We start from the raw sequence: 21,845 nt of genomic DNA on the forward strand, positions 1-21,845 counted from the left end.
CGTCAAACCGTGCCGCCCGCCCGTCCACTGAATCAGCGTCAGGAAACCACCGCCGGATCGGTCGGCTTCGAGCTGCGCTCGGCAGTGCCCGACTCGTCGCCGACGGCGATGCCACGCCGCTTCGAGACGTACACGGCACCGACGATGATCAGGATCGCCAGGACCGCGACCACCGCACGCACCCCCGCGCTGGCGTCGTCCCCGTAGCTGAACTGGATCACGGCGGGCGCGATCAGCAGCGCAACCAGGTTCATGACCTTCAGCAGCGGGTTGATCGCCGGGCCGGCGGTGTCCTTGAACGGGTCGCCGACCGTGTCGCCGATGACGGTCGCGGCGTGCGCCTCACTGCCCTTGCCGCCGTGGTGTCCGTCCTCGACGAGCTTCTTGGCGTTGTCCCACGCGCCACCGGAGTTGGCGAGGAAGACGGCCATCAGCGTTCCCGTGCCGATCGCGCCCGCGAGGAACGATCCGAGGGCGCCGACGCCGAGCGAGAAGCCGACCGCGATCGGGGTCAGCACGGCGAGCAGACCGGGCGTCGTCAGCTCGCGCAGCGCGTCCTTGGTACAGATGTCGACGACGCGCCCGTACTCCGGCTTCTCCGTGTAGTCCATGATCCCGGGGTGCTCGCGGAACTGCCGCCGCACCTCGTAGACCACGGCGCCGGCGGAGCGGGACACCGCGTTGATGGCCAGCCCGGAGAAGAGGAAGACGACCGCGGCGCCGAGAACGAGGCCCACCAGGTTGTTGGGCTGCGAGATGTCCATCACCAGGTTCATCGGGGCCCCGTCGCCCAGCTTCTCGCCGACCTCCGAGGCCGCCGTCGCGATGGCGTCGCGGTACGAGCCGAAGAGCGCCGCGGCCGCCAGCACGGCCGTGGCGATCGCGATGCCCTTGGTGATGGCCTTGGTGGTGTTGCCCACGGCGTCCAGGTCGGTCAGCACCTGGGCGCCCGCGCCGGTGACGTCACCGGACATCTCAGCGATGCCCTGGGCGTTGTCCGAGACCGGGCCGAAGGTGTCCATGGCCACGATCACGCCGACGGTGGTGAGCAAACCCGTGCCGGCCAGCGCCACCGCGAACAGCGCCAGCATGATCGACGTGCCGCCGAGCAGGAAGGCCCCGTAGACGCCGAGGCCGATCAACAGGGCGGTGTAGACGGCCGATTCGAGGCCGATGGACATGCCGGCCAGGATGACGGTCGCCGGGCCGGTGAGCGACGACTTGCCGATGTCGCGCACGGGGCGCCGGTTGGTCTCCGTGAAGTAGCCGGTCAGCTGCTGGATCAGCGCCGCCAGGACGATGCCGATGGCGACGGCGACGAGCGCCAGGACCCGCGGGTCCCCGTCGTGCGCCTGGACCGCCGCGTCACCGACCCCGTCCAACTCGGCGTACGAGGCGGGCAGATAGACGTAGGCGGCCACGGCCACCAGGACGAGCGAGATCAGCGCGGAGATGAAGAAGCCGCGGTTGATCGCCGTCATCCCGCTGCGGTCGGCGCGCCGCGGGGCGACCGCGAAGATGCCGATCATCGCGGTGACCACGCCGATCGCCGGGACGATGAGCGGGAAGGCGAGCCCGGCGTCGCCGAACGCGGCCATACCGAGGATGAGGGCCGCGACGAGCGTGACGGCGTACGACTCGAAGAGGTCGGCCGCCATGCCCGCGCAGTCGCCGACGTTGTCGCCCACGTTGTCGGCGATCGTGGCGGCGTTGCGCGGGTCGTCCTCGGGGATGCCCTGCTCGACCTTGCCGACGAGGTCGGCGCCGACGTCGGCCGCCTTGGTGAAGATGCCGCCACCGACACGCATGAACATGGCGATGAGCGCCGCGCCGAGGCCGAAGCCCTCGAGCACCTTCGGCGCGTCCGCCGCGTAGACGAGCACGACGCAGGACGCGCCCAGCAGACCGAGGCCCACCGTGAACATGCCGACCACGCCGCCCGTACGAAAAGCGATCTTCATGGCCTTGTGCGAGACGGCCGTGAGATCTTTTTCCGCCTCGCCTTCCGCCGGCGTGGCTTCACGCGCGGCGGCGGCGACGCGCACATTGGCCCGCACGGCAAGGCGCATGCCGATGTATCCGGTGGCCGCCGAGAAAAGCGCACCCACCAGGAAGAACACCGAGCGCCCGGCGCGCTGCGCCCAGTCGTCGGCCGGGAGAAGCATCAGCAGGAAGAACACCACGACGGCGAAGACGCCGAGAGTGCGCAGCTGCCGTGCCAGATATGCATTCGCGCCTTCCTGTACCGCGGCCGCGATCTTCTTCATGGAATCGGTGCCCTCGCCCGCGGCCAGCACCTGGCGTACCAGGAGCTGGGCGACCACGAGTGCTGCCAGGGCGACGGCCGCGATCACAATAACGATCAGTCGGTTGTCATCCGTGAGTACCGCGGCTGCGAGAGAAGTGGGGTGATCGATCAGGTGTGGGTTGAAGAGCCCCGCCATTCGTCCTCCTTGACGTCAGAGCTCAAGATGTGGACGGATTGTAGGGAGCGGAACCTGATCAAAACAGGGCGCGGTAAATGTAATTGACCTTGACTTGCTACTCAGCAAATGATCGGGCCCAAAAATGATCCCCGAAAGCAGTAACGGTGCAAAAGCATTGACGCCCGAACGATGATCTAGAAAATACGAAAGAGGCCCTGCTCAGCAGGGCCTCTTTACGTCGGAGTGATCCGGAATGATCAGCGGACATTGAGACCGGTTCCCCGGGCGACGCCGATCTGCCCCTCCCGCACACCGGCCCCAGGACTGTCCGGTCCTGCACGGTCGGATCAGGGCGTGACGGCTCAGAAGACGACGATCAGGGCGCCACGGCTCCGCGGTCGAGGTCTCCGGGACAGGGGGCTCCGAGGCCGCTCCGGGACCGAGGACCGACACTCAGGGGGCCGAAGGGACCGCGGACCGACACTCGGGGCCGACAGCCATCGGACCGCCGGCTCGGGGTCGAAGCTGTCCGACCGACGGCTCATGGGGCGAAGGGCCGGCGGACCGACCGGCTCCCGGGAGCACAGGGCCCACGGCTACAGGGCCGACAGCTGTCGGACCGGCGGCTCGGGAACCGATGGGCTCCAGGACGACTCGGAAGGTGACGGCGTCAGGGCGCGACGGCGAACGATGTCGCCGGCCAGCTCATACGGATGACACCGCCGTCCTCGGTGGAGGAGACCTCCATGTCGTCGACAAGGCCGCTGATGACGGCGAGGCCCATCTCGTCCTCGCCCTCCGCGTCGAGCTCCTCGGTGCCCTCGCCACGTCCGCCGGACACGGCTGTGGAGCCGGCACCCGCGCTCGGGACCTCGTCACCGACCTCGATGGAGAAGATCTTCTCCTCATCGGCCAGGACCACCCGTACGGGCGCGGTGATGCCATGGCTGCGGTGCAGCCCGACAGCGCGACTGCAGGCCTCTCCGACGGCGAGCCGGACCTCGTCCAGCACCGCCTCCTCGACCCCGGCACGACGAGCCACGGCAGCGGCAACCAGTCTCGCCGTCCTGACATGTTCGGGCTGGGCGCTGAAGCGGAGCTCAACGGTGGCCATGCAGTCCCCCTCGGACGTACGGGCGTGCCTCTCGACGTACGGGCGTGCCTCTCAGAGGCCCGGGCTGGATGCCCGGGGCCCCTCTTGCTTCCGGCAGTCTCCGGCCGACCGTCAGTCGGTCGCCGCGACAGCTTCGTCGACCGTGGTGTGAATGGGGAACACCTTGGTCAGACCCGTGATCCGGAAGATCTTGAGAATGCGCTCCTGGTTGCAGACCAGGCGCAGGGAGCCCTCATGGGCACGCACACGCTTGAGCCCGCCCACGAGCACGCCGAGGCCGGTGGAGTCGAGGAAGTCCACGCCCTCCATGTCGACAACCAGGTGGTAGCTGCCGTCGTTCACCAACTCGACCAACTGCTCGCGCAGCTTGGGCGCGGTATACACATCAATCTCGCCACCGACCTCGACGACCGTACGGTCGCCACCAGGTCCGGACACATTGCGAGTCGACAGGGACAGGTCCACGGATCCTCCAGCACCTTGCTATCGAGCGGCCGCCCTTCAAGTCTCCCCGACGGAGCCGGAGGACGGTCGCCAGCCGCGATGGCATTCAATCACTTACCAGCAGCCATGCACGACGCCTTGGGACCATTGTCCGTCACGCCAGTGACACACTCGGTGCCGATGGCCATGAATCACCGTCCCAGTCGACCGCCCGGGAGCGTGGAAAACCGCCCCTCCCCCAGCACGGTCCTCGACCGGCTCACCGCTGGTGCGAGCCGGGCTGCGCGCATCACTCATACGGAGCACCTGCCCCCTCGACCGGGCAGGCATGCCGTCTGGCCGGACCGCATCCGGGCAGAAGTGATCAGCGCCGTCCAGCAGGCCGGGATCGAGCACCCCTGGGCCCATCAGGCAGCCGCTGCCGAGCATGCCCTGAACGGCGAATCCGTGGTCATCGCGACCGGCACGGCGTCCGGCAAGTCCCTCGCCTATCTGGCCCCCGTACTGAGCACGCTGCTCGACGGCGCGGAGGCTCCGAACGGCAGGGGCACCACCGCGCTCTACCTGGCGCCCACCAAGGCGCTCGCCGCCGACCAGCGACGCGCGGTGAAGGAGCTGGCGGCCCCGCTCGGCAACCGGATCCGACCCGCCGTCTACGACGGCGACACGCCGGTCGAAGAACGCGAATGGGTGCGCCAGTACGCCAATTACGTCCTCACCAACCCGGACATGCTGCACCGCGGGATACTCCCCGCCCACCCACGCTGGTCCTCCTTCCTGCGCTCACTTCGCTACGTCGTGATCGACGAGTGCCACACCTACCGCGGCGTCTTCGGCTCCCATGTGGCCCAGGTGCTGCGCCGTCTTCGCCGGCTGTGCGCGCGCTACGGTGCGAATCCGGTCTTCCTGCTCGCCTCCGCCACGTCGGCGGAACCGGCCGTCGCGGCGGGCCGGCTCACCGGCCTGCCCGTGCACGAGGTCGCGGACGACGCCTCACCGCGCGGAGAGCTGGTCTTCGCGCTGTGGGAGCCGCCGCTGACCGAGCTCCAGGGCGAGAAGGGCGCGCCCGTACGCCGCACCGCGACCGCGGAGACCGCCGACCTCCTGACCGACCTGACGGTGCAGGGCGTCCGCAGCGTGGCCTTCGTACGCTCCCGCCGCGGCGCCGAGTTGATCTCCGTGATCGCCAAGGAGCGCCTCGCCGAGGTGGACCGCTCCTTGCCCCGGCGTGTCGCCGCCTACCGGGGCGGCTATCTCCCCGAGGAGCGCCGGGCACTGGAGCGTGCCCTGCACTCCGGTGAACTCCTCGGCCTGGCGGCCACCACCGCCCTCGAGCTCGGTGTGGACGTCGCCGGCCTGGACGCCGTCGTGATCGCCGGATACCCGGGCACACGGGCCTCCCTGTGGCAGCAGGCGGGCAGGGCGGGCCGTTCGGGTCAGGGAGCCCTCGCCGTGCTCGTGGCACGGGACGACCCGCTGGACACGTTCCTCGTCCACCATCCCGAGGCCCTGTTCGACCGTCCGGTGGAATCCACCGTCCTCGACCCGGACAACCCCTACGTGCTGGCCCCCCATCTGTGCGCGGCAGCCGCCGAGCTTCCCCTCACAGATACCGACCTGGAGCTCTTCGGTCCGGGCGCGGCGGACCTCATGCCCCAGCTGGAGGCCGCGAGGCTGCTGCGGCGGCGGGCCTCCGGCTGGCACTGGACCCGTCGCGAGCGTGCCGCCGACCTGACCGACATCCGGGGCGGCGGCGGTCGGCCCGTCCAGATCGTCGAGTCCGCCACGGGCCGGCTGCTCGGCACGGTCGACGAGGGGGCCGCCCACACAGCGGTCCACGATGGCGCCGTCCACCTGCACCAGGGCCGTACGTACCTGGTCGACAAGCTCGACCTGGAAGACTCCGTCGCCCTCGTCACGGAGGCCGGTCCGCCCTACTCGACCACCGCACGCGACACCACCTCCATCTCCGTACTCGAAACCGACATCGAGATCCCGTGGGGAGACGGACGCCTGAGCTACGGCTCCGTCGAAGTCACCAACCAGGTCGTCTCCTTCCTGCGGCGCAGACTCGTCACCGGCGAAGTCCTCGGCGAGTCCAAGCTCGACCTGCCTCCCCGGACCCTGCGCACCCGTGCCGTGTGGTGGACGGTCACCGAGGACCAGCTGGACGCCGCCCGGATCAACCCGGAGCAGCTGGGCGGGGCCCTGCACGCCGCCGAGCACGCCTCCATCGGGATGCTGCCCCTGTTCGCCACATGCGACCGCTGGGACATCGGAGGCGTCTCCGTGCCGCTCCATCCCGACACGCTGCTGCCGACCGTCTTCGTGTACGACGGGCACCCGGGCGGGGCGGGCTTCGCCGAGCGGGCCTTCCACACGGCCCGCGAGTGGCTCACCGCAACCCGGGAGGCGATCGCCTCGTGCGAATGCGAGGCGGGCTGCCCGTCCTGCATCCAGTCGCCCAAATGCGGCAACGGCAACGATCCGCTGCACAAGCGGGGCGCGGTCCGGCTGCTCACGGAGCTGCTCCGGACGGCGCCGGCGGCCCAGGAGACTCCGGCGGGCCCGCCCGCGCCCTGATCGCCGGGGCGTACGGGCCGAAACGGGCCGTCGCGACCACGTCGGCGACCTCGCCCGTCAGGGAGCACCGGACGAGCTGCGCTCCCTGAGCGCCGGCCACCCGGCCCGCGGTCGCACAGGCCTCGGCCGTGCCCCACAGAGCGTTGTCGGCCGCGGCGAGGGCCGCGAGGTCGGCCGCGGCTCCCGCCCGGTGCCGGGCGACCACGGCCTGGCCCATCGCCAGGATGATCGCGAACACCGCGCACAACACAGTCGTCGCCATCGCCGCCCACACGGTCGCCGAGCCACGGTCCTCGCTCACGGCGCCACCTCCGCGATCGCCGCTGTGGCCGTGCGGGGCCGTCCCGGTCGCTCCGCCCTCGGTACGCCCACGGCGCGGACAGGCCCTGTGTCGCTTCCGCGGCCCCCTCTGTCCGCGCGCATCAGCACAAGGCCCTCTCCCCGCTTCTGAGCGCCGGCCCGGTGTCGGCGGACGGGGGAGGCCGGGGCGGGGCCTGAGAGCCCCGTCAGGGCCGATGCCGGGGCCTGGGCGGCGTTCCGCGCGGTGTCCCCGGGCGTCCGGTCCCGTGCCGCTTCCCCTGTGGTGATCTGTGGACCGGTGTCCCGCACGACGACCACGCCCGGCGCGACCGCGTTCGGCCCCTGCTCCACGGAGTCCTCGGCGAACGCGACGGCCTCCGCGCTCAGCGCCAGGGCAAGCGCGCCCGGCCCGGGCGTGTCCGCCTCGACGCGTACGCGCCACAGGTCACCGTTCCGTGTGAGGGTGACCGCGGAGCCGCTCGGTGCCGCCGAACGGGCGGCGGCGACCGCCGCGGCCCGTGGCTCCGACCGGGCCGCCGCGCGAGCACCGGCCCGCGCGGCGTCCACACACTGGATCTGCGCCGAAGCCGCCATCAAGGCCCAGACCAGCCCCATGGTGAACATCACCAGCGCCGGCACCGCGACGGCTGCCTCCGCCGTCACGGATCCCCTGTCCCCGAATTCCTTGCCGTCGCCCTTGCCTTCAGCGTCACCTCGGCCGGGGTCGCCTTCCGGGCCTCGCCCTGGCCGTGCCCCCACGCCTGGGCCTGACCGTGCCCCGGCCCCTGCGCCGGCGGAAAGTGCCTCAGAACTGCGCATCGAGCGCCTTCCCGATCACGGCTTCCAGCGCTCCCGAGACGGTGCCGCTGGTGACGATCTTGTAGAGGACCGCCGCGAAGGCGCACGCGGCGATCGTTCCCATCGCGTACTCGGATGTGGTCATACCGTCGTCGGTGCGCATCCTGCGCCTCAGCGCGGTCAGCCGAACCCGCATCGCTTGCCACATGTTGAACCCCCTGATGTCGAAATTGCCGTCTGTGTCGTCGCGTTGTCTGTCGTCAGTTGCCGTGCAGTAGTCCGCCCGCCAGGCCGATCACCACGGGCGCCACGCCGACCGCGAGGAAGGCGGGCAGGAAGCACAGCCCCACCGGCGCCGTGATCAGTACCTGCGCCCTGCGTCCCCGGCCCGCCACGGCGCGGGCACGCTCCGCACGGAATCGCTCCGCGAGCCGGGACACCGGCGCCGCGGCCGGAGCTCCGGTGGAGTCGGCCCGCTCCAGGCAGTGGGCCAGCGGCTCCGCGCCCGGTATCTCGCCGAAGCAACCCCACGCGGGCGCCGGTTCCGCTCCGAGCCGCAGCTGCGCGGCAGTCCGTGCGAGGCGGCCACCGACCGGGCCGCCCAGGGATTCGCCGACCGCCTCCGCCGCCTCCCGCGGGCCCGCTCCGGCGGAAATGCACGCGGCCATCAGGTCGGCTGCCAGCGGCAGTTGCCGCGCCACTTCCTTACCGACGTCCGCCTCGGGCGTGCCGGCGCCGGTCCGCTGCCGACGGTCCCGCTGCCATCGGTGCACTCCCATGGCGGCGACAAGTCCCACTGCGCCGCCCGCGGGTCCGCCGATCAGGAACCAGCCGACGGCGACCACGCCCAGCGGAGCCGCCCAGGGCCTGACTCTCCCGAAGTCGATACGCCTGCCGCGGACTTCGGGCCCTGACCTCAGCAAGGCCATGCCCCTCGTGCGCGCCTTCCCTTCTCGCCGCTTCGCCGCCACCAGGGAGACGAGGCAGGCCACGGCGGCGAGAACTGCCGCCGTCGTCCCCAGCCTGTGGACGGCCTCGCCGCTCATGCCTCCCCTCCCGCACGCACGATCCGTCTGGCCCAGCACAGCCCTGCCGTCTCCAGCAGCCCTCCGATCACCAGACAGGCGATGCCGGCGGGGCTGTGGAACAGCACATGCAGCGGTTCGGCCCCGAGGGCCCAGCCCATGGCCAGACCGGCGACCGGCAGCAGCGCAAGCAGCACGATGGTCGACCGAGCGCCTGCCAACTGCGCTTTCAGCTCCTCTCGTTGATCCATCTCGGCGCACAGGGCCGCTTCCAGACGGTCCAGCCCGGCCGCCAGGCCGGCGCCGCTGTCCACGGCGACCCGCCAGCACGCCGCCACCCCGGCCAGTCCTTCCGCGCCCGGCTGTCGCGCCGCCGTGCGCAATGCCTCCGGCACGTCTCCGCCGAATCTCGCCGCCGCCAGCACCTCGGCCTCCGCATCCCCGAGGACGTCCGTCGCCCCCGCGGCGAAGAGCAGTGCCTGTGCCGGCTGCAGACCCGCCCTCAGCTCCCCGGCTGTCGCCCCGCACAGGCCGATGACGCCCAGGGCCCGCCGGTCCTCGTTGCTCCTGCGTTCCCGGGCCCGCAGCCACCGCCGCACCAACGGCACGGCGACGGCTCCCGCAGCCAGCGGCAACGGAGATTCGCCGGCGACAGCCACCGCGGCTCCCGCAGGCAGGCACCACCACTCCTTGCGGAGCCTGATCACGGGCAGGAGCCGTTCCCATGACCACCACGGCGGCAGCACCACCGCCCCCGGGCCCGCGAACATCAGCCGCGCCCTTCGCAGTTCCTGCTCCTGCCCGCCGGTCAGCAGCCAGGCAGCCGCGATCAGGCACACCGCCGCCGCGCACATCGACTGGACGGCTGTCACAGCGCATCACCGACCAGGGTCCGCAGCCGCTCCCAGCCTGCCTCCGCCGCGAACGCCCCCTTGGCCCATCTCAGGGCGGGCACCGTCACCACCAGTCCCGCCGCGTCCCGCTCCAGCACATGGATCTCGGCCAGCCGCCGCCTGCCTGCCCCGTCCCGCACGAGGTGGATCACCACCGCGAGAGCAGCAGCCAACTGGCTGTGCAGCGCGGCCCGATCGAGCCCGGCCGCGGTGCCCAGCGCCTCGAGCCGAGCCGGCACGTCCGCCGCCGCGTTCGCGTGGACAGTGCCGCAGCCGCCTTCGTGGCCGGTGTTAAGGGCCGCCAGGAGTTCGGTCACCTCCGCGCCCCGGACCTCTCCGACCACCAGCCGGTCGGGGCGCATGCGCAGTGCCTGCCTCACCAGGTCCCTCAAGGTCACGCGTCCCGCGCCCTCCTGGTTCGCCGTGCGCGACTCCAGGCGCACCACATGCGGATGCTCGGGTCTCAATTCGGCCGAATCCTCGGCCAGGACGATGCGCTCCCGCTCCCCGACCATCCCCAGCAGGGTGCTCAGCAGCGTCGTCTTCCCCGAACCGGTCCCGCCGCTGATCAGGAACGAGAGCCGGGCCTCGATCAGGGCCCGCAGCAGCCTGTCCCCGCCGGGTGGCACCGTGCCCGCGGTGACCAACTCTCCGACCGAGAAGGCACGGGGCCGCACGACGCGCAGCGACAGGCACGTCGAGCCGACGGCCACGGGAGGGATCACGGCATGCATGCGTGTCCCGTCGGGCAGTCGGGCGTCCACCCATGGACGGGCGTCGTCCAGCCGCCGTTCTGCCACTGCCGCGAGCCGCTGGGCCAGTCTGCGCACCGACGCCGCGTCCGCGAACGTCACCTCGGTGAGTTCCAGGCCCCTGCCCCGGTCCACCCATACCCGGTCGGGCGCGGAAACCAGCACGTCCGTGACCGACGGGTCGGCCAACAGCGGCTCCAGCGGCCCCGTGCCCACCAGCTCGCAGCGCAGCCGCTCCGTGCCGCCCAGCACTTCGGCGTCGCCCAGCAGCCGGCCCTGCGCCCGCAGGGCCGCGGCCACGCGGGCCGGCGTGGGCTCCGCGCCACTCTCCGCCAGTCGCTGCCGTACTGCCTCCAGCAGTCCGGAGCTCATGCGATGCCCTCCCCCACCAGCGCACGCTCCCAGAACGCGGTGCAGAACCTGGCCAGCGGCCCACGGCCACTGCCGCCCGGTGGCGCTCCGGCGGTCTGCGCGGCCGCCAGTCCGGGCTCTGTCGGGAGTTCACCGGCGAGCGGCAGTCCGAGGGCGGCCGCCACCCACTGGTCGTCCAGCCCGGGCGCGTAAGGACCGCGGCACACCACCCGGAGGTCCGCCAGGACCATGCCCACGGCGGAGGCCACCCTGTTCGCGGCGGCGACCGCTCGCAGCTCGCCCGGCACGACGAGCAGCCCGAGATCGAGCTGGGCCAGGGCCTCCGCCACGCCCTCGTCGACACGCCGGGGCAGATCGACGACCACCACTCCGCCCCGTCGGCGGGCGGCCGCCAGGACGGACCTCATGGCCTCCGGTGGGATGACGACGGAATCGCCGCGGTCCCAGCTGAGCACGCGCAGCGCGTGCAGTTCGGGCAGCGACTCCTCCAGCGCACCGCCGGCGACACGGCCCTTCGAAGCGGCGAAATCCGGCCATCGCATGCCTTCCGTGTGCTCGCCTCCGAGCAGCACGTCCAGTCCTCCGCCGAGCGGATCGCCGTCGACGAGCATCGTGCGCCGTCCGCCGCGGGCGGCGGTCACCGCCAGAGCGGTGGCCAGGGTCGAAGCCCCTGCGCCGCCACGGCCGCCGATCACGCCCACGGTCAGCGCCTGACGCCCGACGCCTTCGGCCACGTCCGCGATCCGGTCGACCAGCCAGCTCTCCGCGTCGGGGAGCCGCAGCACGCAGTCGGCCCCGATCTCCACGGCTCGCCGCCATACGTCGGGGTCGTCCTGGTCCCTGCCCACCAGGAACACCCCGCGCCTGCGCGAGGCGCCGTGGCAGCGCGCGGCGGCGTCGTCGCCGACGAGGACCAGCGGCGCGTCCTCCCAACCGCCCTTCCTTTCCGGCAGCGAATGGTGGACCTCCGGCTCTGCACCCGCTGCGGCGCACAGCCGCAGCAGATCGTCCAGCAGCTCCATGTCCTCGGTGACGATCAAGGGCCCGCCAGGCCGCTCCTCCGCGGCGCGCGAGCGGTCCGATGTGATGGATCCGGCCACGATCTCCACCCCTTCCCTCTGCGATCTCGCATCGCATCGAGATCCGTGATTCCTTCGGCCCGCGACTTACGCGGCTGGAATCACGGTGCGGCCCAGTGAAAAATCGTGTGGATCTTGCTGAAAAACTGTGGACAACTCGCCACTTGTGAATATCCCGGTAGCTCATACCGGTGAGCGCTTGATGACTCATGGACAGATCCTTGAGCCGCACTGCACACTCTTCGGAAGACTCTCGGAGAGCATCCCGATGACTACAGGCAGTAACCAATCCGGGGGTGGGCCGTCCGGTGCCGTTCTGGTCCGACCGAAGGGCGAAGACCGGCGCCGGAAGCGCGGGAGAGCCGGGAAAACGTGCCCGGACATGCGACGACCCCCGCCGGGGGGGAGAGCGGGGGTCGTCTCTCCGGCCGACTCGGGGGGGGAGGAGCCGGACCGGGTTAGCACGGTCGCGAACGATCCGTGACTTCCATGGTGTACCCGAGAGCCTTCTCAGGCAAACCCACACGCCCGAGCGTACGCCGAATGGCGGGCACATATGCTCTGCCTCGTGGAAAACCACTCCTTGCCGCGCACAGCCGCCTTCTTTGACCTGGACAAGACGGTCATTGCGAAGTCATCGACTCTGACCTTCAGCAAGTCCTTCTACCAAGGCGGGCTGATCAACCGGCGCGCCGTACTGCGTACCGCCTATGCCCAGTTCGTTTTTCTCGCGGGCGGTGCGGACCACGACCAGATGGAGCGGATGCGCGAGTACCTCTCCATGCTCTGCAAAGGCTGGAACGTCCAGCAGGTCAAGGAGATCGTCGCCGAGACGCTCCACGACCTCATCGACCCGATCATCTACGACGAGGCCGCCTCGCTCATCGAGGAGCATCATGCCGCCGGCCGCGACGTGGTGATCGTCTCCACCTCCGGCGCCGAGGTCGTGGAGCCGATCGGCGAGCTGCTCGGCGCCGACCGCGTGGTGGCCACCCGCATGGTGGTCGGCGACGACGGCTGCTTCACCGGCGAGGTGGGCTACTACGCCTACGGGCCCACCAAGGCGGAGGCGATCCGGGAACTCGCCGAGTCCGAGGGGTACGACCTGGCGCGCAGCTACGCGTACAGCGACTCGGTCACCGACGTCCCCATGCTCGCGGCCGTGGGACATCCGTACGCGGTGAACCCGGGGCGAGGGCTGCGCCGTGAGGCGGTCCTGCGCGACTGGCCGATTCTCGACTTCCACCGTCCGGTGCGCTTGAAGCAGCGACTGCCCGGCTTCTCGATGGCACCGCGGCCCGCCCTGATCGCCATGGCCGCCGTCGGAGCGGCAGCGGCCACGGCCGGGCTCGTCTGGTACGCCAGCCGCCGGCGGACCGCCGCCGCGACGCAGACTGCCGTCGGCTGATTCGCGCTGTCTCTCGGAGTACGGACCCCCGGGAGACGGGTCGGCGGCCGCCGATCAAGGCAGATTCGGTTCGCCCGTATTTGAACCTAAAAGTAAAGAACTACAGGCAGGCCTTTCCTATCCGTGGCCGCAGTAGTACAAAGGAGTCACGGCCCGCGAGACCGAGTACATCCGAAAGGATCACCTGTAACGCAGAAGGCCCCACGGACCGAAGCATGAAAACTGAGCACCCACGCGACGTCGACCCGTCGATTACGGGCCAGCCGCACCAGGTGACGGGCAAAGTTCCCGACCTGATGGGCAACATTTCGAGGACGCATGGTAACTCGGGGCTCGTGCCAGCGGCGGTACCGGAAGCGGTACCGCCGCAACCCGTTCCCGGGACTTTCCGCAGCTCAGGAAAGCAGCCTCAGGCGGCGCCGCGCTGAAGCGCCTCGCACACCGCCGTCGACTCCCTGACACCGAGTTCCACCGCGCGGCCGCAGTGGGCGATCCACGCGGCCAGCCCCTCCGGCGTTCCGGTCAGATACGCCTCGAAGGCGGCGACATAAGCGGCTCTGCCCTGCTCGGCATGGCCCACCTCGGCCGGGCAGATCGATTTCGGGTCGAGCCCGCTGCCGACGAGCACGATCCGCTCGGCCGCCCTGGCGACCAGCCCGTTGCAGGAGCCGAACGGCCGCAGGGCCAGGAGCTCGCCGTGCACCACCGCGGCCGTCACCAGGGCAGGCGCTTCAGTGCCTGCGATGATCAACTCTGCCAGACCGTCCAGTCGGCCCGTCACCTCTGCGACGTCCGGCAGCGGCGCGTTGATCAGCGGCTCGTCCACGGTCTCGCCGGGCAGGCGCGGGCGTCCCACGGTGTCGTCGTCGCCCGCGCGGCCGGCCGCGACAAGGTGCAGCCGAGCCAGGACGCGCAGCGGTGACTGCCGCCAGATGGAGAGCAGTTGACCTGCTTCGGCGGTGAGCCGCAGGGCGGCGCCGACGGTGCGCGCCTCCGGCTCGCTGCCGAAGTCGGTACGCCTGCGCACCTCCTCGAGGGCCCAGTCCGCCCCGGACAGTGCGGCGGAGCCACGCGCGCCGCGCAGGGCGGCCTCGGAGGTGATCTCGTTGCTGCGGCGGCGCATGACCCGGTGTCCGTAGACCCTGTCGACGGCCTTCCGCACGGAATCAACGGAGTCGGCAACGCCCGGCAGGGCACCGAGAGCGGCGAGGGGATCGGCCGACGAGGCGTTCGTACTCATAAGTAGCGAGGTTACGCGCGCGAGGGGGTCCGGCCCACATTGGAGTGGTCTTCCTCACCCTTTGAGGCAACCCGAAGCAATCGCTCCGCTACTCTAGGTGAACATGAAGATCGCTTTCGTAGGGAAGGGCGGCAGCGGCAAGACGACCCTGTCCTCCCTCTTCATTCGTCACCTGGCCGCCAACGAGGCGCACGTCATTGCGGTGGACGCCGACATCAACCAGCACCTGGGGGCCGCGCTCGGTCTCGACGAGGCAGAAGCGGCGGCGCTGCCCGCGATGGGCGCCCATCTGCCGCTGATCAAGGATTATCTGCGCGGCTCCAACCCCCGCATCGCCTCGGCCGACACGATGATCAAGACCACACCTCCCGGCGAGGGATCACGGCTGTTGCGTGTGGTCGAGGACAATCCGGTGTACGACGCGTGCGCCCGGACGGTCCGGCTCGACGACGGCGACATCCGTTTGATGGCCACCGGCCCCTTCACCGAGTCGGACCTCGGGGTTTCCTGCTACCACTCCAAGGTCGGAGCGGTCGAGCTCTGTCTGAACCACCTCGTGGACGGCCCGGACGAGTACGTGGTGGTCGACATGACCGCCGGCTCCGACTCGTTCGCCTCCGGGATGTTCACCCGCTTCGACATGACGTTCCTGGTGGCAGAGCCCACCCTCAAGGGCGTTTCCGTGTACCGCCAGTACAAGGAGTACGCCCGCGACTTCGGGGTGGCCCTGAAGGTCGTGGGCAACAAGGTGCAGGGTGAGGAGGACATCGCGTTCCTCAGGGAGGAAGTCGGCGACGACCTGCTCGTCACCGTGGGGCACTCCAACTGGGTACGCGCCATGGAGAAAGGGCGTCCGCCCCGCTTCGAGCTGTTGGAGGCGGACAACCGCATGGCCCTGCAGAGCCTGCAGAACGCGGCGGAGGACTCGTACGCGGCGCGGGACTGGGAGCGCTACACACGGCAGATGGTGCACTTCCATCTGAAGAACGCCGAGAGCTGGGGAAACGCCAGGACAGGAGCCGACCTGGCGGCACAGGTGGATCCCTCGTTCATGCTCGGTGAGCACGCCCCCGTCGCGCAGCCCGGCTGACGCCGACGGCCGGTCCCGTCCCCGGAGTCGGGGACGGGACTCGGCCGCTGTCACGCGCGCTCGGCGCCGCCCGTCAGTTCATCGCTTCTCGGCCGGCTTCTCGGCCCGGCTCTTGGCAGCCTTGTCGGCCGGCGGAGCCGCCGGAGCGACCGGCTTGGCCAGGAACTGCGCCCAGCCGCCCTTCGGCGCCTCGCCGACGTCGAGACCCCGCATCTTTTCGATCACCTTCGGGTCCTGTGCGTCCAGCCAGTCCACGAGTTGACGGAACGACACGCACTTCACGTCGCTCTTCACGCACACCGTCGCGATCGTCTGCTCGATGGCACGCATGTAGGTGCCGCCGTTCCAGGACTCGAAGTGGTTGCCGATGATCAGCGGTGCGCGGTTGCCCTCGTAGGCGCGGTCGAAGGCCTGGATCAGGCCGTCGCGCATCTGGTTGCCCCAGTAGACGTGCTTCGACGGGTCGCCCTTGGCGGTACCGGACTGGTTGACCATGAAGTTGTAGTCCATCGCCAGCGTCTCGAAGGCACGGCCGGGCACCGGGACCAACTGGAGGGAGAGGTCCCACAGACCGAGTTCCTTCTTCGGCCACACCTGGTTGTTGACGCCGCTGGTGTCGTAGCGGAAGCCGAGTTTGCTCGCGGCGCGGATGAAGTTCTCGCGGCCCTCGAGGCACGGCGTGCGGGCGCCGATGAGTTCCTTGTCGTAGTCGAACGGAAGCGGGTCCATGGAGGCAAGGCCCGCGTTCGTCTTCCAGTTCTTGACGAAGGACTTGGCCTGACTGATCTCGCTCTTCCACTCCTCGACGGACCAGGTGCCCACCCCGCCGTCCGTGCCGCAGAAGTGACCGTTGAAGTGGGTCCCCACCTCGTTGCCGTCCAGCCAGGCGGCACGCAGCTCACGAACGGTGTCCCTGATCCCGTCGACGTCGTTGAAGCCGATGTCGGAGCGGCCGGCCGAGTGCTGCGGCGGGTTGTACATCGTCCGCTTCTCCTCGGGGAGGAGATAGACGCCGCTGAGGAAGTACGTCATCGTCGCGTCGTACTTCTTGCCGACCTCACGGAAGCGCGAGAACAGCTTCTGGCTGTCCTCACCGGCACCGTCCCAGGAGAAGACCACGAACTGCGGCGGCTTCTGGCCGGGCTTGAGCCGTTCGGGCCGAAGGAGCCCCGGCTGGGCGCCGGTGAAGGCCGTTGAACCGTCGCCGATGAGGCGTACGGCGCTCTTCGGCGCGGCGACACCTTCCTTCCCGCCGGAAGCGCCCTGTTCACCGGCCGAGCCGCCCGGCGCCTTCGATCCGGAGCACCCTGCGAGACCTGCGATCAGCGCCGTGGCGACCGTGCCGACGGCGACGACCCTCTTCGTGGCGGCCAACATCCGCCCACCTCATTCCTGTGCCAATACGACTGTCTGACGGCGGTGCATACGGAGCCGTCAAAGTCGCATCGAGATGAGCGGAGAGGGCGGGCGACGAGCCGTTATGAAATTACTAATCACCATATCGGGTGAAACGTTGCCCTATTTGCACGGAAAATAATGCCCGAGTCTTTACTCTGCATTACGATCCATTTACCGAACGTTTGAAGTATCCCGCCGCTGCACGCCGTGACCCACGGCCGCGTCCCCCCATTCCGCGACCGCGCCGCCCCGGAGGAGACGGGAACCATGTCCTACGCCCCTACGCGTACCGACGACGCTTCTCACCAGCCCGACGACCCCCACGAGAACGACCCCGCCCGCACGAACCTGCTGTCCCCCGCATCACGCTTCCAGCGCCCGCACGGTCCGCCGTCGGGCAACGACCGCCGCTTCCGCATCCACGGTGCCGATGTCTCCGCGTCCGTCGCCGTCTTTCTGATCGCACTCCCGCTGTCTCTCGGCATCGCGCTCGCGACCGGCGCACCGCTCCAGGCCGGTCTCGTCGCCGCGGCGGTCGGAGGCATCGTCGTCGGCCGGCTCGGCGGAGCGCCGCTCCAGGTCAGCGGCCCCGCCGCAGGACTGACCGTCGTGACGGCCGAGTTGATCCAGCAGTACGGCTGGCGCACCACATGCGCCATCACCGTCCTCGCCGGCCTGTGCCAACTCGCCCTGTCCGCCCTGCGGGTGGCCCGGTCGGCACTCGCCGTGAGCCCTGCGATCGTGCACGGCATGCTCGCGGGCATCGGCGCCACGATCGCCCTCGCCCAACTCCACATCGTCCTCGGCGGCACACCCCAGAGCTCGGCCGTGAGCAATGTGCTCGGCCTGCCTGCCCAGTTGGCCGGCCTCCACCCGGCCGCGCTGTCCGTCAGCATCCTGACGGTCGCCGTGCTGCTGATCTGGCCGCGGGTGCCCGGGCGCGCCGGCAGGATCGTCCGGAAGATCCCCGCCGCCCTCGCGGCAGTGGCCGCCGCCACGGCGCTCGCGGTCTTCGCCGGACTGCACCAGCCGCGGGTCGACCTGCCGTCCTGGCGTTCGCACGCGCTGCCCGAACTTCCCGAGGGTCCGGTGCTCGGCCTGCTCGCCGCGGTCCTCACCATCACGCTCGTCGGGAGCGTGGAGTCACTCCTGTCGGCCGTCGCCATCGACAAACTGGTCGCCGCCCGTAAGAAGCCGACCGTACGCATCCCTCGCGCCGATCTGGACCGTGAGCTCGCGGGGCAGGGCGCCGCGAACATGGTGTCCGGGGCCCTCGGAGGGCTGCCCGTCACCGGCGTCGCGGTGCGCAGCTCCGCGAACGTCTCGGCGGGCGCCGTGAGCCGCAACTCCACCATGCTGCACGGCCTGTGGGTCGTGGTGGCGGCTCTGCTACTGGTGCCGGTCCTCGATCTGATCCCGCTGGCCGCACTGGCGGCGCTGGTCATGGTCGTGGGTGTCCAGATGGTCAACATCACGCATCTGCGCAGCGTGAAGAAGAACCGCGAGATGCTGGTCTACGCGGCCACGCTGACGGCCGTCGTCCTCACCGGAGTACTGGAAGGCGTCGTCATCGGCGTCGCTGTGGCCGTGGCAGTCGCGCTGCACCGGCTCACCCGCACGCGGATCACCGTCGAGGAACGGGACGGTGTGCATCGGGTGCGCGCCCGAGGTCAGCTGACGTTCCTCGCCGTGCCCAGGCTGAGCCGGATGCTGAGCCAGGTGCCCCATGGAGCCCCCTGCGTGGTCGAGTTGGACGGCTCTTTCATGGACCACGCCGCCTATGAAGCCCTGCACGACTGGCAAGCGTCCCACTCCTCGCAGGGCGGCACGGTCGAGGTGACCGGGCGGGCCGGCGGCCGGATCAGCGAGCCGGCCGACGAGACCCACGGCTGCTGCCGGCCCTGGACCCCATGGCGCAACCACCATTGCGACGACCGGCCCCGTGACACGGACACCCATCACCTGGCCAACGGGTTGAGCTCCTTCCAGCGCAACACCGCCCCATTGGTACGCGACGAGCTGGCCCGGCTGGCACGCGAGGGACAGCGGCCGTCCCAGCTGTTCATCACCTGCGCGGACTCCCGGCTGGTGACCAGCATGATCACGGCGAGCGGACCGGGTGATCTGTTCACGGTGCGCAATGTGGGCAATCTCGTGCCGCTGCCCGGCGAGAAGGGGGCGGACGACTCCGTCGCAGCCGCGATCGAGTACGCCGTCGACGTCCTCGAGGTGGATTCGATCACCGTCTGCGGGCACTCGGGCTGCGGCGCGATGCAGGCCCTGCTCAACAGCCCGCCGGACGGCACCGCCACACCGCTCGCCCGCTGGCTGCGGCATGGACGTCCCAGCCTCCAGCGGATGAAGAACCGCCACCGCTCCTGGGCCAGGATCTCCGGCCGCATGCCCACCGACGCGGTGGAGCAGCTCTGCCTCACCAACGTCGTCCAGCAACTCGAGCACCTGAGGGCCCACGAGTCGGTGGCCCGACGACTCGCCGAGGGCTCGCTCCAGTTGCACGGCATGTACTTCCACGTCGGCGAGGCACAGGCGTACCTCCTCACGAGTACGGCGGAGCAGGAGATCGACGAGGTCTTCGACAGAGTGGCACCGGCACCGTCCGCGCTCGAGAAGTCGCACAGCTGAGGCGTGCGGCGGCCTTGCTCGACGGCACGCCTGGACGGCACGGATGAACCCTGAGCGGTCCCCGTCCGTGAGAACGTGTGGCCCCTCGTCCCCACCGCCCGGGGACGAGGGGTGCCCACAGGTCTAAACCAATATCCGGAAGGCCCTTGTCACCCGGCCCTCCGGCTGATGAGCTATGGCCTGGGACACATACGCACAGAAGACGCCCTGGGAAAGGGAGATGTCGTGAGCAACGAGAGCCTGGCCAACCTTCTTAAAGAAGAGCGGCGGTTCCCCCCGCCGGCCGAGCTGGCAGCGAACGCCAACGTGACGGCGGAGGCGTACGAACAGGCCGCGGCGGACAGGCTTGGCTTCTGGGCCGAGCAGGCGCGTCGGCTCAGCTGGGCCACCGAGCCGACCGAGACCCTCGACTGGACCAACCCGCCCTTCGCCAAGTGGTTCGCCGACGGCAAGCTGAACGTGGCGTACAACTGCGTGGACCGCCACGTCGAGGCGGGCCACGGCGACCGTGTCGCCATCCACTTCGAGGGCGAGCCCGGCGACGGACGCGCCATCACTTATGCCGAGCTCAAGGACGAGGTCTCCAAGGCCGCCAACGCCCTGCTCGAGCTGGGCGTCCGCAAGGGCGACCGGGTAGCCGTCTACCTGCCGATGATTCCCGAGGCGGCCGTCGCGATGCTGGCATGCGCCCGCATCGGCGCCGCGCACTCCGTGGTCTTCGGCGGCTTCTCCGCGGATGCGGTCGCCTCACGCATCCAGGACGCCGACGCCAAGCTCGTCATCACCTCCGACGGCGGCTACCGCCGCGGCAAGCCGAGCGCCCTCAAGCCCGCGATCGACGAGGCGGTGAGCCGCTGCCCGCAGGTCGAGCACGTACTCGTCGTGCGGCGCACCGGTCAGGAGACCGCCTTCACCGAGGGCCGCGACGTGTGGTGGCACGACATCGTCGGCCGGCAGTCCCCCGAGCACACCCCCGAGGCCTTCGACGCGGAGCACCCGCTCTTCATCCTCTACACCTCGGGCACGACGGGTAAGCCGAAGGGCATCCTGCACACTTCGGGCGGTTACCTCACCCAGACGGCGTACACGCACCATGCCGTGTTCGATCTCAAGCCCGAGACGGACGTCTACTGGTGCACCGCCGACATCGGCTGGGTGACCGGCCACTCGTACATCGTGTACGGCCCGCTCGCCAACGGTGCGACGCAGGTGATGTACGAGGGCACCCCCGACACCCCGCACCAGGGCCGCTTCTGGGAAATCGTGCAGAAGTACGGCGTCACGATCCTCTACACGGCGCCCACCGCGATCCGTACGTTCATGAAGTGGGGCGACGAGATCCCCGCCAAGTTCGACCTGAGCAGCCTGCGTGTCCTCGGCTCCGTCGGCGAGCCGATCAACCCGGAGGCATGGATCTGGTACCGGGAGAACATCGGCGCGGGCAAGACCCCGGTCGTGGACACCTGGTGGCAGACGGAGACGGGCGCGATGATGATCTCGCCGCTGCCCGGGGTCACCGCGGCGAAGCCCGGTTCGGCGCAGCGCCCGCTGCCCGGTATCTCGGCCACTGTCGTGGACGACGAGGCGAACGAGGTGCCCGACGGGGGCGGCGGCTACCTGGTCCTCACCGAGCCATGGCCGTCGATGCTGCGCACCATCTGGGGAGACGACCAGCGGTTCCTCGACACCTACTGGTCGCGCTTCGAGGGCAAGTACTTCGCGGGCGACGGCGCCAAGAAGGACCAGGACGGCGACATCTGGCTGCTCGGCCGGGTCGACGACGTGATGCTGGTGTCCGGGCACAACATCTCGACCACCGAGGTGGAATCGGCCCTCGTCTCGCACCCGAAGGTCGCGGAGGCAGCGGTCGTGGGCGCCACGGACGAGACCACCGGTCAGGCCATCGTCGCCTTCGTGATCCTCCGCGGTTCGGCGACCGAGGACGACAGCCTGGTCAACGACCTGCGCAACCACGTCGGCACGACGCTCGGGCCGATCGCCAAGCCCAAGCGGATCCTCCCGGTGGCCGAGCTGCCGAAGACCCGCTCCGGCAAGATCATGCGGCGACTGCTGCGCGACGTCGCCGAGAACCGCCAGCTGGGAGACGTCACCACGCTGACGGACTCCTCCGTGATGGATCTCATCCAGTCGAAGCTCCCCAGCGCACCCAGCGAGGACTGACCCGGTATTCGGTGAACGGGCCCCCGGACGCACCGGGGGCCCGTTCCTGCTCGCGGCTCCGCTCCCGAACGCCCGGGACGGCCTTCTGTAGAGTGAAGA

At 70.2% G+C, this 21,845-nt stretch carries 17 protein-coding genes; 5 read left to right on the plus strand and 12 right to left on the minus strand.

What is annotated here, in order from left to right; genetic code table 11:
* Window positions 1-38: 38 nt before the first annotated feature.
* From ACWGH4_RS07280 to ACWGH4_RS07290, 3 genes are all read right to left on the minus strand, one after another.
* The gene (locus tag ACWGH4_RS07280) at window positions 39-2,444 is read right to left on the minus strand and encodes a sodium-translocating pyrophosphatase (RefSeq protein ID WP_453456797.1); all 2,406 of its coding nucleotides are present in this window, start codon (window positions 2,442-2,444) and stop codon (window positions 39-41) included.
* 652 nt (window positions 2,445-3,096) lie between these two features.
* Window positions 3,097-3,540 (minus strand): ATP-binding protein, encoded by a 444-nt coding sequence (locus ACWGH4_RS07285; protein ID WP_453456800.1) that lies wholly within the window; start codon window positions 3,538-3,540, stop codon window positions 3,097-3,099.
* 111 nt (window positions 3,541-3,651) lie between these two features.
* A complete protein-coding gene (locus tag ACWGH4_RS07290; RefSeq protein WP_003967428.1) occupies window positions 3,652-4,005 on the minus strand; it encodes an STAS domain-containing protein in 354 nt (117 codons plus the stop codon).
* 78 nt (window positions 4,006-4,083) lie between these two features.
* On the opposite strand from ACWGH4_RS07290, the gene ACWGH4_RS07295 reads away from it, so the two are divergent.
* Entirely contained in the window at window positions 4,084-6,567 is a 2,484-nt protein-coding gene (locus ACWGH4_RS07295) for a DEAD/DEAH box helicase (protein ID WP_453456803.1), read from the plus strand.
* Here the strand turns inward: ACWGH4_RS07295 and ACWGH4_RS07300 are convergent.
* From ACWGH4_RS07300 to ssd, 7 genes are all read right to left on the minus strand, one after another.
* Entirely contained in the window at window positions 6,503-6,868 is a 366-nt protein-coding gene (locus ACWGH4_RS07300; RefSeq protein ID WP_453456806.1) for an Rv3654c family TadE-like protein, read from the minus strand. The two genes, ACWGH4_RS07295 and ACWGH4_RS07300, sit on opposite strands and share 65 nt — an antisense overlap.
* Window positions 6,865-7,530 (minus strand): TadE family type IV pilus minor pilin, encoded by a 666-nt coding sequence (locus ACWGH4_RS07305; protein WP_453456809.1) that lies wholly within the window; start codon window positions 7,528-7,530, stop codon window positions 6,865-6,867. Before ACWGH4_RS07305 ends, ACWGH4_RS07300 begins: the two co-directional genes overlap by 4 nt.
* 142 nt (window positions 7,531-7,672) lie before the next feature.
* Window positions 7,673-7,873, minus strand: coding sequence for a DUF4244 domain-containing protein (locus ACWGH4_RS07310; protein ID WP_005314364.1), 201 nt, complete (start codon window positions 7,871-7,873; stop codon window positions 7,673-7,675).
* Window positions 7,874-7,925: 52 nt separating this feature from the next.
* A complete protein-coding gene (locus ACWGH4_RS07315; RefSeq protein ID WP_453456813.1) occupies window positions 7,926-8,711 on the minus strand; it encodes a type II secretion system F family protein in 786 nt (261 codons plus the stop codon).
* Window positions 8,708-9,544, minus strand: a complete 837-nt coding sequence (locus tag ACWGH4_RS07320) for a type II secretion system F family protein (RefSeq protein ID WP_453456851.1) — start codon at window positions 9,542-9,544, stop codon at window positions 8,708-8,710. Before ACWGH4_RS07320 ends, ACWGH4_RS07315 begins: the two co-directional genes overlap by 4 nt.
* A 14-nt stretch (window positions 9,545-9,558) precedes the next feature.
* Window positions 9,559-10,707 carry a TadA family conjugal transfer-associated ATPase gene (locus ACWGH4_RS07325; RefSeq protein WP_441263565.1) on the minus strand — a complete coding sequence of 383 codons (1,149 nt, stop codon included), beginning with the start codon at window positions 10,705-10,707 and terminating at the stop codon, window positions 9,559-9,561.
* Complete coding sequence (gene ssd, locus ACWGH4_RS07330) at window positions 10,704-11,807, minus strand: septum site-determining protein Ssd (protein WP_453456816.1); 1,104 nt, start codon at window positions 11,805-11,807, stop codon at window positions 10,704-10,706. Before ssd ends, ACWGH4_RS07325 begins: the two co-directional genes overlap by 4 nt.
* Window positions 11,808-12,342: 535 nt before the next feature.
* On the opposite strand from ssd, the gene ACWGH4_RS07335 reads away from it, so the two are divergent.
* The gene (locus ACWGH4_RS07335; RefSeq protein WP_453456819.1) at window positions 12,343-13,194 is read left to right on the plus strand and encodes an HAD family hydrolase; all 852 of its coding nucleotides are present in this window, start codon (window positions 12,343-12,345) and stop codon (window positions 13,192-13,194) included.
* Window positions 13,195-13,603: 409 nt separating this feature from the next.
* Here ACWGH4_RS07335 and ACWGH4_RS07340 read toward each other — a convergent pair whose 3' ends face one another.
* Window positions 13,604-14,434: an oxidoreductase gene (locus ACWGH4_RS07340; RefSeq protein ID WP_453456822.1), complete on the minus strand. Its 831-nt coding sequence runs from the start codon at window positions 14,432-14,434 to the stop codon at window positions 13,604-13,606.
* 103 nt (window positions 14,435-14,537) lie between these two features.
* On the opposite strand from ACWGH4_RS07340, the gene ACWGH4_RS07345 reads away from it, so the two are divergent.
* Window positions 14,538-15,524, plus strand: a complete 987-nt coding sequence (locus tag ACWGH4_RS07345; RefSeq protein ID WP_453456825.1) for an ATP-binding protein — start codon at window positions 14,538-14,540, stop codon at window positions 15,522-15,524.
* 78 nt (window positions 15,525-15,602) lie between these two features.
* Here the strand turns inward: ACWGH4_RS07345 and ACWGH4_RS07350 are convergent, their stop codons facing one another.
* Window positions 15,603-16,901 carry a hypothetical protein gene (locus ACWGH4_RS07350; RefSeq protein WP_453456827.1) on the minus strand — a complete coding sequence of 433 codons (1,299 nt, stop codon included), beginning with the start codon at window positions 16,899-16,901 and terminating at the stop codon, window positions 15,603-15,605.
* Between the two features lie 288 nt (window positions 16,902-17,189).
* On the opposite strand from ACWGH4_RS07350, the gene ACWGH4_RS07355 reads away from it, so the two are divergent.
* Window positions 17,190-19,565, plus strand: a complete 2,376-nt coding sequence (locus ACWGH4_RS07355; RefSeq protein WP_453456830.1) for a SulP family inorganic anion transporter — start codon at window positions 17,190-17,192, stop codon at window positions 19,563-19,565.
* Between the two features lie 225 nt (window positions 19,566-19,790).
* The gene (gene acs, locus ACWGH4_RS07360; protein WP_453456833.1) at window positions 19,791-21,746 is read left to right on the plus strand and encodes an acetate--CoA ligase; all 1,956 of its coding nucleotides are present in this window, start codon (window positions 19,791-19,793) and stop codon (window positions 21,744-21,746) included.
* Window positions 21,747-21,845 lie beyond the last annotated feature (99 nt).

The organism is Streptomyces sp. NPDC054847 (assembly GCF_053610925.1).